Raw genomic sequence first — 12,414 nt, forward strand, 5'->3', positions numbered from 1 at the left:
AACGCCGCTTTCGAGGCTGTTCAGGGGGGCTGTCGATCAGTTCCGGGGAAACCGCTCGACGCTGCGCATGCTGTTGATAGTCTGATGGCAGTTCGACTATCACAGCGCGGTGTTCGAGGAGGTCGTGGTGGTCGCGTCGATCGCATCGAGCACCCGGACCTTCGGGCGCGGGGTCCGGCTCGGGGTGCGGGCCACCGCGCTCATGGGGTACGACCTGGCCCGCGGCCGCTTCCCGCTGCGGGAGGCGCTGGTCCAGGCCTGGTTCTTCGTCTCGGTGTCGATGCTGCCCGCCATCCTGATCTCGCTGCCGATGGGCGTGGTGATCGCGGTGCAGGTCGGCAGCATCACCGAGAACATCGGTGCCGGGTCGATGGCGGGCGCGGTCGGCGGCATGGGAGTCATGCAGCAGATCGCGCCGCTCGCGGCGGCGCTGCTGGTCGGCGGGGCTGGCGCCTCGGCCATCGCCGCCGATCTCGGCGCCCGCACGGTGCGCGAGGAGATCGACGCGCTGCGCACCATGGGCATCGACCCGCACCGCAGGCTGGTGGCTCCGCGCGTGCTGGCCATGACGGTGGTCGCGCCGATGCTGGCCGTGCTGGTGATCCTGATGAGCATCCTGGCCGGGTTCTTCGTCGCCTCGGTCGGGCAGGGGGTCGCGCCCGGTTCGTACTGGCTCTCCTTCGGCAGCTTCGCCACCGTCACCGATCTGGTGATCTGCCTGGGCAAGTCGGCGGTCTTCGGCTACCTGGTCGCGGTGATCGCCGGGCAGCGCGGGCTGGAGGCGGGCGGCGGCCCGAAGGGCGTCGCCGACTGCGTGAACGCCGCCGTGGTGCTCGGCATGCTGGCCTGCCTGGTGGCGAACCTGGTGATCACCCAGCTGGTGCTGCTCTTCCTGCCCATGGGGTTCCTGTGACCGCCGCCGCGGCCCGCGGCGGGCCGTCGGCGTACCGCCCCGCCGGGCTGCGCTGGACCCGGCGGCTGCGGCGCGGCTGGGAACCGCTGGAGGAGCTGGGTTTCCAGCTCCGCTTCGGGGTGGCGGCGGTGCTCGGGGTCGGGCACGCGCTGCGCAACTACCGCAGGCAGACGGTCGCCGTCTTCACCGATCTGGCCTGGGGCAACGGCCGGTCGGTGATCGTCGGCGGCGGGGTGGCGCCGGTGCTGGTGATCATGGGCGTGGTGGCGGGGGCGATGATCGGGCTGCTCGGCTTCACCGCGCTGGACATGCTCGGTATGGGGCCGCTGGCCGGGGCCGTGTCGGCGCTGGCCAACCCGCGCGAGCTGGCGCCGCTGGTGGCCGGGGTCGGCTTCGCGGCGCAGGCCGGGTGCCGGATGACCGCCGAGATCGGCGCCATGCGGATCTCCGAGGAGATCGACGCGCTGGAAGCGCAGGCCATCGACCCGATTCCGTACGTCGTCTCGACCCGGCTGGTCGCGGCCGTGATCACCGTGGTTCCGGTGTACCTGATCGCGCTGGCGCTCGGCTTCCTCACCACCGACCTGGTGGTGACGGGTGTGCAGGGGCAGGGCGCCGGCGCCTTCGGGCACTACTTCCGGATGTTCGTCAGCGGCCCGGACCTGGCCTTCTCACTGCTCAAGGTGGTGGTGTTCGTGCTGCTGGTCACCGGCGTGCACGCCTACCAGGGGTTCTACGCGACCGGCGGGCCGGAGGGGGTCGGCATCGCCTCCGGGCGGGCCATCCGGGCCGGCCTGGTGCTGATCGCCATGAGCGATATGGCGCTCACCCTCGCGATCTGGGGGTTCGACACCGATATCGGGTTCACGGGATGAGCCGGGCGCGGAGTTTCTCGGTGCGCGGGCCGGACCGGGCCGGGCTGCGGTTGCGCGGGCTGGTGCTGGTGGTCGCGCTGGTGCTGCTGAGCGGTGCGGTGTGGCGGACGCTGGAGCCGGGGCGGGACGGGCGGGTGGAGTTCGACCTGGTGGTCTCCGGGCTCGGCGACGGCGCGGGGCCGGGCACCCCGATCCGGCTGCGCGGCATGGCGATCGGGCAGGTCGTCGCGGTGCGGCCGGTGGGGGTGCAGCGGCACCGGCTGACCGTCGGGGTGGATGCGGCCCGGCTGCCCGAGCTGAGCACGACCACGCGGCCGCGCTTCGTCTCGGCCACGGTGTTCGGCTCCACCGCACTGGAACTCACCCCGATGCCGGGCGGGGAGCCGCTCGCCGCGGGCGCGGTGCTCGAGCCTGCCGAGCGGGTCGAGAACTTCACCGTCACCCGGATCCTGCGCGACTCCAACCGGGCCGTCGCCGGCATCCTCACCGATCGGCTCGCGGTCTCGCTGGAGAACGCGGCCGGGCTCACCGAGGCGGGCGCGCCGCTGCTCACCTCGGCGCTGCTGCTCGCCCGCAGTTGGCAGCGCGCCCAGGGGGTGCCGCTCGGGCAGGTGCTGAGCACCACCGCCGACGTCACCGAGGGGGTCGCGGCGTTCGCTCCCTCCGCGCTCGGCATCCTCACCGCGCTCGCCTCGGTCGAGGAGCTGGACGACGACGCCGCGACGAAGCAGGCATCGGCCACCATCTCCGAGGTCTCCAACCTGGTCTTCGCCTTCGCCGGCGAGCTGGTCGGTGCGCTCGGGCCGATGGCGCACGCGGTGGACATGCTGCTGGACATGGTGATCCCGCTGAACCAGTCGATGCGCGGCGTCACCCCGGGGCATGTCCGGGCGCTGCTGGCCGGGCTGGACGGCGCGCTGCGGAACCGGGACGGGCAGGTCACCCTCGACACCGAGATCGTCCTCGGGGGTCCGCGATGAAGACGCCCCGCGGCGCCGCCGTGCGCCTCTCGCTGCTGCTGCTCGTGGTGATCGGCATCGTCACCCTGGTGGTGCAGGCCGTCGAGCGCCCGGTCGGCGGAGCGACCCGCGCCTACGTGGCCGAGTTCGGCGACGTCTTCGGGCTGCGCGAGAACGCCGATGTGCGGCTGCGCGGCGTGCAGGTCGGCAAGATCACCGAGGTCGCGCTCACCCCCGAGCACACCGCGCGGGTGCGCTTCACGCTGCGCACCGAGTACCCGCTGCGCGGCACCGACCTGCTGGCCATCCGCTTCCAGAACCTCACCGGGCAGCGCTATCTCGCCATCACCCGCGGCGCCGACGCCCCCGAGCTCGACCCCGCCGAACCGGTGCGCAACACCGTCGACTCCTTCGACATCACCACCGTCTTCAACGGCCTGCGCCCGCTGCTGGAGGAGGCCGACCCGGAGGTCTACAACCGCTTCCTCACCAACGTCGTCGCCCTGATCGACGGCACCGGCGACGACCCGGCGCCGCTGCTCCGCGACGTCGCCGCGCTGGCCTCCTACGCCGCCGACCGCACCGCCGTGATCAGCACCATCGTCGCCAACCTCGACCAGCTCGCGCAGCGGCTGCGCGGGCGCTCGGCGAACCTGGAGAACATCCTGCGGGTCTTCCACTCCATCTTCATGCCGGTCTCGAGCCGGATGGCGGAGTTCCTCACCCTGATGGACAAGGGCTCGGTGGAGATGAGCGAGGTGGTGCGCACCGCCGACGCGCTCGCCCTGCTGCTGCTCGGCGCCCGCGACTCGTCCGACTCGCTCACCGACCGGATGCGGCTGGCCATCCCGGACAGCACCGCCGCGGTGCGCTCGCTGTGGCTGCTGCCCGGGCTGCTGGAGTCGCTGAACGCGCTCATCCCGGCCGAGGAGCCGGGCCGCCGGTGTGCGCACGGCGCCTTCCCGCTGCCGGTCGACGCGACCGTGCTGCTGCACGGCCGGGCCCTCACCGTCTGCGCGGGGGCACCGCGATGACCGTCCGCGAGGGAGGAGCGCCATGACCGTCCGCGAGGGAGGAGCGCCATGACCGTCCGCGAGGGAGGAGCGCCATGACCTTCGGCGCCGAGCAGGTGACGCCGCGCGCCCAGCTGGTCTGGGCGCTGTTCGGGGTCGTCACGCTGACCATCGGCTTCGGCACCGTCGGGGTGCTGTACCTGCACCCGCCCGGCTCGGTCGTCCAGCACCTGACGCTGCCGGAGAGCGGCGGGCTGAAACCCGGTGACGGGGTGCGCATCGCGGGAATCCCGGTCGGCCGGGTGCTCGCGGTCGAGCTGGCCGACGCGCACGTCGACGTCGCCTTCGAGGTCGACGCCGGGCAGCGGATCGGCGACGCCACCGCGGTCGACGTGCGCATGCTGACCCCCGTCGGCGGGCTCTACCTGGCCCTGCTGCCCGCGGGCGACGGGGTGCTGCGCGGCGCCATCCCGGCCGAGCGGGCCCGGCTGCCGTTCCTGGTGAACGACCTGCTGCCGGAGACGGTCCGGGTCACCGACCGGGCCGACACCGCCGCGCTGCGGGCCACCCTCGAGGGTTCGGCGGCCGCGCTCACCGGGGCGCCGGGCGCGGTGCGCGAGTCGGTCACCGCGCTCGGCACGGTGCTCGGGGCGCTCGCCGAGCAGCGCACCCAGGTGCAGGAGCTGCTCGGGCTCTCCAACGAGTACCTGGCCACCGTGCACGACAACGAGCAGCTCGCCACCGAGGTGATCCGCGCCTACGCGATCCTCGGCCCGCAGATCGTGGCGGCCCGCGCGAAGGTGGAGATCTTCGCCGACAAGGTGACCGCCGTTGTGGGGCTGCTGTTCGACTTCCTCAGCGGGCCCTACGCCGAAAAGCTGGAGCCCCTTTTCTTCCCGCTCGAACAGAGCCGTGACCTGAGCGGGCGGCTGCTCGCCGACACGAACCGCATGATCGACGCGCTCACCGGCACGCTGCGGCAGCTCGCCGCGGTGGCCGGGCCGGAGGGGACCGCGCTCATCGACCGGAGCGGGCTCACCGTCCAGCGGCCGGACGTGTGCCTGCCGGTGCCGGGAGCGGGGTGCTGAGATGGGCGTGCGGACGGGACTCGGGATCGTGCTCGTCGCCGTGGTGGCCGCTACCGGTGCCGCGGTCGGTCTCGGCTGGGGCGGCGGCGGAACCAGGGCGGTGTGCGCCGAGTTCGACACCACCTACGGGCTGTACGACGGCGCGGCGGTGACCATTCGCGGCGTCCCGGTGGGGTCGGTCTCGGCGCTGGAGCCCGATGGCGATCGGGTCCGGGTGCGGATGCGGATCGGGGAGCGCGGGCTCCCCGCCGACGTGCGGGCCGTCGTGGTGAACGCCTCGCTGCTCACCGACCGGCGGGTGGAGCTGGTGGACGCCGACTACGCGGGCGGGGCGCTGCTGCCGGAGGAGCGCTGTATCGCGAAGGAGCGCACCGAGACCCCGATCGGCACCTCGGCCGCGCTGCGCTCGTTCACCGGACTGCTGGACGAGATGACCAGGCCGGGGCCGGACGGCGTTCCACTGCTGCGGGCGGTGCTGGCCGGGGCGGACCGGGAACTCGGCGGGCTCGGGCCGCAGCTGCGCGAGCAGTTGCGGGCACTGGCCGAGCTCACCTCGTCGCCGGACGTCTTCCTGGGCGAGCTGGGCGCGGTGCTGGACAACTCCGCCGAGCTGACCACCTTCCTGACCAGGGAGTGGGGCGACCTCACCACCGCGCTCACCACCTTCGGGCCCGGGCTGGAGCTGCTGGAGAGCAGTCTGGTGATCGTCAAGACGATGGTGGGGAAGCTGGCGCTCGCGGTCGAGCCGATGGATCGGCTGTTCAACCAGCACTTTCCGTATCTGATGGAGATGCTCGAGTCGTCGGTTCCCGCCGTGACGCTGGCTCGGGTGCGGGCCGAGGAGTCGCGGGATGTGCTGGACACGGTGCCGGGGGTGCTGGCGATGTTGCGCGCCATGGTCGGGGAGGCGGGGGTCGAGGTCGGGTATCGGGGGCCGGGGGTCGTGGTCGGGGGCGATCCGGTGGTGCTCTGTGCCGGGGTTCCGGAGTGCGTGCCGCTCCCGGGGGCGGCGCGGATGCCGCTGCCGCAGGCGGTGCTCGCCGTGGTGGGGGGCGCGCGATGAGTGTCCGGGCGGGCGGGCGCCGCCGTTCGCCGTCGGCCCGGAATCCATGGCCGCAGCGCGGCATCGGTGCTCGGTGCGCGACGCTGCTCGCCGTGGTCGCGGCGCTGCTCGCCGGGTGCGGGTTCGACCCCTCGCACCACGCGCTGCCCGGCACGGGCGTGGACGGGCCGAGCTACCGGCTGAACCTGGAGTTCGAATCGCTGCTCAGCCTGCCCGCGGGGGCGGTGGTGCGCAGCGACGGCGCCGAGGTCGGCACGCTGCGCGGGATCGAACTGGCCCCGCACGCGGCGATCGCGCGCATCGAGCTGCGCGCGGACGCCCGCTTCCCCCGCGGCACCCGCGCCGAACTGCGGCAGACCACCGTGCTCGGCGACATCTACCTGGCGCTGCTCGCGCCCGTCGACGGCGGCACCGAACTGCTGCGCGACGGCGACACCATCCCGCTCCGCGACACCGACCCCGGCCCGCAGCTGGAGCAGATCCTGGACCGGATGGCCGTGTTCGTCAACGGCGGCAGCCTCACCCGCATGCAGGACGCCATCGACCAGCTCAACAGCGCGCTGCCCGACGACCCGGCCGAGACCAGCGAACTCGGCGGGCGGCTCGCCGCCGACCTCGGCACCACCGCCGACCACCTCCCCGACCTGGAGCGCATGCTCGCCGCCGCCGACGCCACCACGCGGCGGCTGCACGACATGCGCGACGAGGTCGGCTTCCTGTTCTCCGAGACCGCGAAGCGCAGGCTCGGCCGGGTGCCCGAGTTCATGACCGCGGTGCTCAACGTCGTCATCGACGTCAACACCCTCACCACCGGCCTGGACTGGACCATTCCCCGGCTGCCGCACCTCAACGTCGCCCTGGAGCAGACCGCCGGGCTGCTCCGCGAACCCTCCGCCGACCCGCTGGTCTGGGTGGGCAGCGGGTCGGTGATCCCGGAACTCCTGTCCGGCAAGGTGATTCCATTCCTGACCGACCCCGCGATCGACGTCCGCACCGTCCGTGTCGAGGGCAACCCCGAGATCGACGCCGCGGTGCTGCTCCGCCTGATCGGAGCCGCGCCGTGACCCGCATCCCCGCCTGGCTCTCCTGGCTCGCGCTGACCGCGGTGACCGCGCTCGGCGGCGGCTACCTCACCGTCGGCGTGCTCGGCCACGACCCGACCGTGCCGCGGCACCGCGCCGAGGTGCGGATGGCACACGCCGCCGGGCTGCGCACCGGGTCGGAGGTGGTGTACCGCGGGGTCGACATCGGGGCCGTGCGGTTCGTGGAGAGCGTGCGCGACGGGGTCAGGGTGGGAATCGAGTACGACGCCGGGTACCGGATTCCCGCCGACAGCGCGCTCGCCGTCGAGAACCTCTCCGCGCTGGGCGAACCGGTCTTCGCGTTCCTGCCCGGCGCCGACACCGGCCGCTACCTCGCCGACGGTGCCCGCCTCACGGGGACCGTCGAGACGCCGACCGCGGTGCCGGAGCTGCTCGCGGGCACCTCCACCCTGCTCGACCAGGTCGACTCGGCCGCGGTCGGCAGGCTGGTCGAGACCTTCGCCGTCGCGGTCGACGGCGCGGGCGAGGTGACCCCCGCGCTGGCCCGCGCCGCCGACCTGCTCGCGCGGACGCTGGCCAGGCACCAGCCGTCGCTGGAGATCGTGCTGCGCGACGTCATGCGGCTGATGCCCGAGCTCGGCTGGGTGAAGACGGTGCTCACCGCGGCGCCACCGCAGCTCGACCGCTTCGGGGCGACGCTCGGCGTCTCCTACGAGTACCTCTTCGAGGGCTCGGTGCTGCTGCGCGGGGAGGAGGTGCTCGGCTCCTGGCGTGCCGAGGAGGCGCAGCTCGTCGACTTCCTGCGCCGCTTCGCCCCCGAACTCGGCGCGCTCGGCGTCGCACTGCGCCCCGTCACCACCGCCATCGGCCCCGCGCTCGGCGCCGTCGACATGGGAACCCTCCTCGACCAGGCCCTCACCTCCCTCCCCGGTGATCGCCTCCGCATCACCCTCGCCCCGCCCGCCCCCGAAGGACCGCCGTGAGTTCCCATCCCCCTTCCCCCGCCGACCCGAGCGGGACCGAAGCGAGCGGCAAGCTCGCGAACAGCGCCGAACCGCGCGCGGCGGAGGTGAACCGCAGCGAAACCGGAGCGTCCGGCAACCGCGACACCGAGCCGAGCGGCGCGGCAGCGCCAGGCGATGCCAGCGGCGGGGGAGAAGCGACTCCGCGCAGACCAGCCCTGAACCGCACAGTGCTGACAGCCGTCGCTGCCGCAGCCGCCGTCACCTTCGGCACCCTCTGGGCAACGGACAATTCCGCGGAAGAACTCGCAGACCTGCGAGCAACACTCGCCACGGACACCGAGGCAGAACAAGCCGCGTCCCGCTACGCCCTGAACGTCTCGGAGGTCAACCCCAGCGACATAGAGACCTGGCGAACCCAACTGCAGGAAGAGGTGAGCCGAGACCTCGCCCCGAAACTCTCGGCCGCGGTGGATGTCGTCGGCCCCTGGCTCACCCGGATGGAATACACCTCCACGGCGAAAGTCCTGGCGGCGAAGGTGAGCAGCAGAGAGAACAACCTCTACACCGTCCAGGTCTTCGTGGACATGACCTCGAGGAGCCGCCAAACCCCCGACGGCGTCACAGCGACCGCCGCCTACACCATCACCCTCGACCGCGACGCGAACTGGACCATCACCGACGTCGGCGGCGTCACCCCCGCACTACCCCGTGGAAAGTAGGAGAACGACCATGACCGCAGCCGGTACCGAGCACAGCCCCGTCGCCTCGGTGACCCCGATCCACGACGACGACGCGATCGAACTGATCTCCCCGGACTCGCTGACCGCGGAGATGGTCGGCCACTGGACCTACCTCATGATGGAGGCCGCGGCCTTCGCCATGCAGGGCCTGCACCCCGTCATCCGCGACGTCACCGACAAGTACTCGGTCGCCCGCACCGACCCGATGGGCCGCGCGATCCGCTCGGTGGACTCGGTGCTGCGCTGGACCTACGGCGGCGCCGAGGCCATCGCCGAGGGCAGGCGGCTCCGCTCCCTGCACGAACCGCTGCGCATGCGCAATGCCGAGGGCAAGCAGATCAGCGCGCTGAATCCCGGTGCGTACCAGTGGGTCATCGCGACCGCCTACGCCACCACCGCGAAGGCGGGCCCGCTGCTGCTCGGCAGGCACTTCACCGCCGACGAACTGGACGGACTGCTCGCCGACAACATCAAGATCGCGCGGATCCTGCAGGTGCCGATGAAGGGCTACCCGCAGACCCGCGCCGAGTTCGACACCTACTACGAGCACATGGTCACCGAGGTGCTGAACGCCACCGACCTGCAGCGCCGCGAATACGCCGAGCTCCGCACCGGCGATCTGGAGCAGCTGCGCAAGCTGCCCTTCCCGCTGAACCGGGTCGCCAGGGCCGCCCTCACGCCGATGCTGCGCTTCAACTACCTGTCGCTGGCCGGGCTGCTCGACCCCCGGCTGCGCGACATGATGGGGCTGACCTGGAGCGACGAGGAACAGCGCACGCTGGAGCGGATCTACGCGGTGATCCGCCTCGCCTACCGGGTGCTGCCGGAGCGGCTCACCTACTTCCCGATCGCCTACCACGCGCGGCAGCACCACCGGGCGATCCAGAAGATGAAGGTGCGCGAGCTGAAGTCGGCCGCCTACAAGGTGCGGCCGAAGCAGGTCTAACCGCCGGGGTGCGGGAAGAGCAGCGGCGCGAGATGCCGCCGGGCGAACTCCCGCGCCGCGTCCGCGTCGGAGAGCGGGAGCACGCCGTGCGGGTTGGAGATGATCGACATGGTGAGCCGGACGAAGAGCTCGGCCACCACGTGCGCGTCGAACCGGCCCAGCTCGCCGCGCTCCTGCCAGTACTCGATGTACTGCGCGAACAGCACCCGCCCCTGCTCGATGAACTCGTCGCCGGTGAGGAAATCGGCGAGCTCGCCCGCCGCCGAGGAGACCCGCAGGCTGCGGGTGAGCAGCCGGGGCGCCGTCGCCTCGGTGACGTAGGCGGCGAAGATCTCGGCCAGCCCGCTCACCGGGCCCGCGGAATCCCGCAGCGCCTGCACCACGATCACCCCGACTCGCTGCGACTCCGCCATGAGCGCGTATCTGACCAGCGCGGACTTCGTGCCGAAGCGCCGGTAGACGGTGGCGACGCCGACCCCGGCGCCCTCGGCGATCCGCACCATGGTCGTCTCCTCGAAGCCGACCTCGGCGAAGCAGTCGCGCGCGGCGTCCACGATCCGGCGCGATTTCGGCTCCAGCGCGGAGAGCGCGGCCCAGGAGCGGGCCACGGCGGCGAGCGCCACCTCGTCCTCGTCGGTGACCGGAACCTCCGGGCTGGCCTTCATCGCCGGAAGCCTACCGGCCCGCCGCGCGACCGCGATGAGACGGTCTGCCCACCAGCTTCTCAAAGTGATAGTATGAAGGCGTTGAACTATCATACGGTGCCGCACGCGGCCCAGGATCGCCGACGGGGGCTTCCCATGACGACGAATGCAACGGTGCCCGTTGTTCGGGGCGGCAGGAACGCGCCCGCGGCGCCCGGGGTCCGCCCCGAGATGCTGGCGGAGTTCCGCAAGCACACCGGGAGTGTGCTCTCCGGCGTCTTCGGCGGCGCCGCCTTCGACCAGGTGGCGCTGGTGCCGGTCGCCGCCGCGGTCGACCGCACCGGCCGGTTCGCCGACAACTTCCTCGATCGCGGGATGCGCAGCGGCCTCTCGGCGCTGCTCTCCTTCTGGGGCGACCCGGTCGACCGGCAGGCCGAGGCCGACTGGCTCAAGGAGCGGCACCGGGACGTGCGCGGCCGGGGGCAGGGCGAGTACGCCGACGTCCGGTACAGCGCGCTCGACCCGCAGACCTGGATCTGGGTCGGGATCAGCGGGATGTTCCTCTCGCTCAACACCTTCACCCCGTGCACCGGGCACGTGCTGCGGCCCGCGGAGAAGGAGGCCGCCTACCAGCTCGTGCGGGAGAGTTTCCGCGGGCTGGAGCTGGCCGCGCGCGGCGGCAAGCTCCCGCCCGACCTGGCCTCGGCCGAGCAGTACTACGAGCACATGGTCGAGCACGAGCTGGCGGCCAGCCCGTTCCTGGTGCGGCAGTTCGCCGGGCTGACCAGGCTGCCGCTGCCGACGCTCGGCATCTCGCCCGCCGCGCGCGCCGCGCTCACCCCGCTCTGGCTGCTGGTCCGGCCGCTGGTCGGGCACGTCATCCAGGTGTGCTCCGCGCAGGTCATGCACCCAGAGGTGCGGCGCATGGCGGGCTTCGAGCTGCTGCCGCGGCACGACAGGGAGTTCGCGCTCTACCGCTGGGTGCTGCGCACCGCGTGGCGCCTCCTGCCGGACCGCTCCAAGCTGGTGCCGCTGGCCCACAACCGGTTGCAGTACGAGAAGCTCGTCGCCGTGCACAAGCGGTACGCCCTCGATTCCTTCGCGCCGCCGGAGCGCTCCGGCGGGTGCCCGAGGTAGCGATAGTGAGGCTCGTGATGTCTATCAAACCGCCCGGGGAGCGTGGGGCGGCGCAGCCCGGTATGCCGGTGGCGGACGCGGGCGACGAGACGGCTCCCGGCCGGTGGACCCCACCCCGCCCCTGGGGGCCGGACTCCCTGAGCTGGAAGCGCGGCATCGCCTGGCGCACGGCGCTGGCCGGCCGCGCCACCCTGCTCATGCAGGCGGCGGATGGCGGTGCCCGCCCCCTGCCCCCGCACCCCCGCTTCCCCCTCCGGACGCCGGTCTGGAAAATCCCCGCCCTCCCGCTCGCCGCCCTGCTCCGCCTCACCACCGCCGGCTACCTCCCCCCGGTCCTCCGCGAGCGCCTCGGCCTGCCCTGGGACCACCCCCGCGCCGCCCGCTTCGCCACCGTCGTGGCCGTCACCGACGGCCTCGACCGCCTTCTCCCCGAACGCATCCGCCACCCGCTCTCGTCCCGGACGGTGTGATCCGGCGCGCCGTACTGTCCGAGCGCCGAAACTATCTCGCCGCGCCGGCGAACGGCGTCCCCCCGGCCACCGCGACCGGCCGATTCGGATGCCGCCACAACCCTTTTCGCTCGAGCTCCGGCAGCGCCCCCTCGCCGAACCAGTACGCCTCGTCGAGATGCGGGTACCCGGAGAGGATGACGTGGTCGATGCCGAGCGCGGCGTACTCCGCGAGCCGCTCGAGCATCCGCCGCTGCCCCTCGGACGCACTGCGGCGCAGATTCGCCCGCACCCGTTCGACATCGGCGGGGATCGATCCGGCGAGCAACCGTGCAGCCTCGGCCCGGGCCGCTTCGGCGGTATCCCGGCGCATGACGTGAATGCGCAGCCCGAAGTCGTCGATCCGGTTCTCGTAGGCCGGTAGGAACCAGTGGAAGGACAGACTCATGGGCGCAGTGTCGCCGGGGGCGCGGCGCAGGGTTGCGCTCAGCGGGGTCTTTTCGACCCGAGCTAGACGTAACTTGAGATAACACGTACCCTCGGTCACCAGCACCCGGCCGAGGGAGTTCGGGGCGGATG

The 12,414-nt window shown here is 72.6% G+C and carries 13 protein-coding genes and 1 pseudogene; 12 read left to right on the forward strand and 2 right to left on the reverse strand.

Annotated features, from left to right (window positions below; translation table 11 throughout):
- Window positions 1-109 precede the first annotated feature (109 nt).
- The 10 genes from ACFO0B_RS05295 to ACFO0B_RS05340 all read left to right on the forward strand — a co-directional run bounded on the left by ACFO0B_RS05295 (window position 110) and on the right by ACFO0B_RS05340 (window position 9,605).
- Window positions 110-913 (forward strand): MlaE family ABC transporter permease, encoded by an 804-nt coding sequence (locus tag ACFO0B_RS05295; RefSeq protein WP_378611156.1) that lies wholly within the window; start codon window positions 110-112, stop codon window positions 911-913.
- The gene (locus ACFO0B_RS05300; RefSeq protein ID WP_378611157.1) at window positions 910-1,788 is read left to right on the forward strand and encodes an ABC transporter permease; all 879 of its coding nucleotides are present in this window, start codon (window positions 910-912) and stop codon (window positions 1,786-1,788) included. The genes ACFO0B_RS05295 and ACFO0B_RS05300 overlap by 4 nt, the downstream gene beginning before the upstream one ends.
- Window positions 1,785-2,768 carry an Mce family protein gene (locus ACFO0B_RS05305; RefSeq protein ID WP_378611158.1) on the forward strand — a complete coding sequence of 328 codons (984 nt, stop codon included), beginning with the start codon at window positions 1,785-1,787 and terminating at the stop codon, window positions 2,766-2,768. The genes ACFO0B_RS05300 and ACFO0B_RS05305 overlap by 4 nt, the downstream gene beginning before the upstream one ends.
- Window positions 2,765-3,781, forward strand: coding sequence for an MlaD family protein (locus ACFO0B_RS05310; RefSeq protein WP_378611159.1), 1,017 nt, complete (start codon window positions 2,765-2,767; stop codon window positions 3,779-3,781). Before ACFO0B_RS05305 ends, ACFO0B_RS05310 begins: the two co-directional genes overlap by 4 nt.
- Window positions 3,782-3,855: 74 nt before the next feature.
- Window positions 3,856-4,848, forward strand: a complete 993-nt coding sequence (locus tag ACFO0B_RS05315; protein WP_378611160.1) for an MlaD family protein — start codon at window positions 3,856-3,858, stop codon at window positions 4,846-4,848.
- A gap of 1 nt (window position 4,849) precedes the next feature.
- A complete protein-coding gene (locus ACFO0B_RS05320; RefSeq protein WP_378611161.1) occupies window positions 4,850-5,911 on the forward strand; it encodes an MlaD family protein in 1,062 nt (353 codons plus the stop codon).
- Window positions 5,908-6,975, forward strand: coding sequence for an MlaD family protein (locus ACFO0B_RS05325; RefSeq protein ID WP_378611162.1), 1,068 nt, complete (start codon window positions 5,908-5,910; stop codon window positions 6,973-6,975). Before ACFO0B_RS05320 ends, ACFO0B_RS05325 begins: the two co-directional genes overlap by 4 nt.
- Complete coding sequence (locus ACFO0B_RS05330) at window positions 6,972-7,937, forward strand: MlaD family protein (RefSeq protein ID WP_378611163.1); 966 nt, start codon at window positions 6,972-6,974, stop codon at window positions 7,935-7,937. Before ACFO0B_RS05325 ends, ACFO0B_RS05330 begins: the two co-directional genes overlap by 4 nt.
- Entirely contained in the window at window positions 7,934-8,638 is a 705-nt protein-coding gene (locus tag ACFO0B_RS05335; RefSeq protein WP_378611164.1) for a hypothetical protein, read from the forward strand. Before ACFO0B_RS05330 ends, ACFO0B_RS05335 begins: the two co-directional genes overlap by 4 nt.
- Before the next feature lie 10 nt (window positions 8,639-8,648).
- Window positions 8,649-9,605 (forward strand): oxygenase MpaB family protein, encoded by a 957-nt coding sequence (locus ACFO0B_RS05340; protein ID WP_378611165.1) that lies wholly within the window; start codon window positions 8,649-8,651, stop codon window positions 9,603-9,605.
- On the opposite strand, the gene ACFO0B_RS05345 is transcribed toward ACFO0B_RS05340, so the two are convergent.
- Complete coding sequence (locus tag ACFO0B_RS05345; RefSeq protein WP_378611166.1) at window positions 9,602-10,270, reverse strand: TetR/AcrR family transcriptional regulator; 669 nt, start codon at window positions 10,268-10,270, stop codon at window positions 9,602-9,604. The two genes, ACFO0B_RS05340 and ACFO0B_RS05345, sit on opposite strands and share 4 nt — an antisense overlap.
- 135 nt (window positions 10,271-10,405) lie before the next feature.
- On the opposite strand from ACFO0B_RS05345, the gene ACFO0B_RS05350 reads away from it, so the two are divergent.
- Together ACFO0B_RS05350 and ACFO0B_RS05355 are read left to right on the forward strand one after the other, a co-directional pair.
- Window positions 10,406-11,386, forward strand: a complete 981-nt coding sequence (locus ACFO0B_RS05350; protein WP_378611167.1) for an oxygenase MpaB family protein — start codon at window positions 10,406-10,408, stop codon at window positions 11,384-11,386.
- Window positions 11,387-11,403: 17 nt separating this feature from the next.
- Window positions 11,404-11,856, forward strand: a complete 453-nt coding sequence (locus ACFO0B_RS05355) for an oxygenase MpaB family protein (protein WP_378611168.1) — start codon at window positions 11,404-11,406, stop codon at window positions 11,854-11,856.
- Window positions 11,857-11,887: 31 nt separating this feature from the next.
- Here the strand turns inward: ACFO0B_RS05355 and ACFO0B_RS05360 are convergent.
- A pseudogene (locus ACFO0B_RS05360) lies at window positions 11,888-12,241 on the reverse strand (LLM class flavin-dependent oxidoreductase); the annotation flags it as partial.
- Window positions 12,242-12,414 lie beyond the last annotated feature (173 nt).

Origin of the sequence: Nocardia jiangsuensis, assembly GCF_042650385.1 — a bacterium.
GTDB lineage: Bacteria > Actinomycetota > Actinomycetes > Mycobacteriales > Mycobacteriaceae > Nocardia > Nocardia jiangsuensis.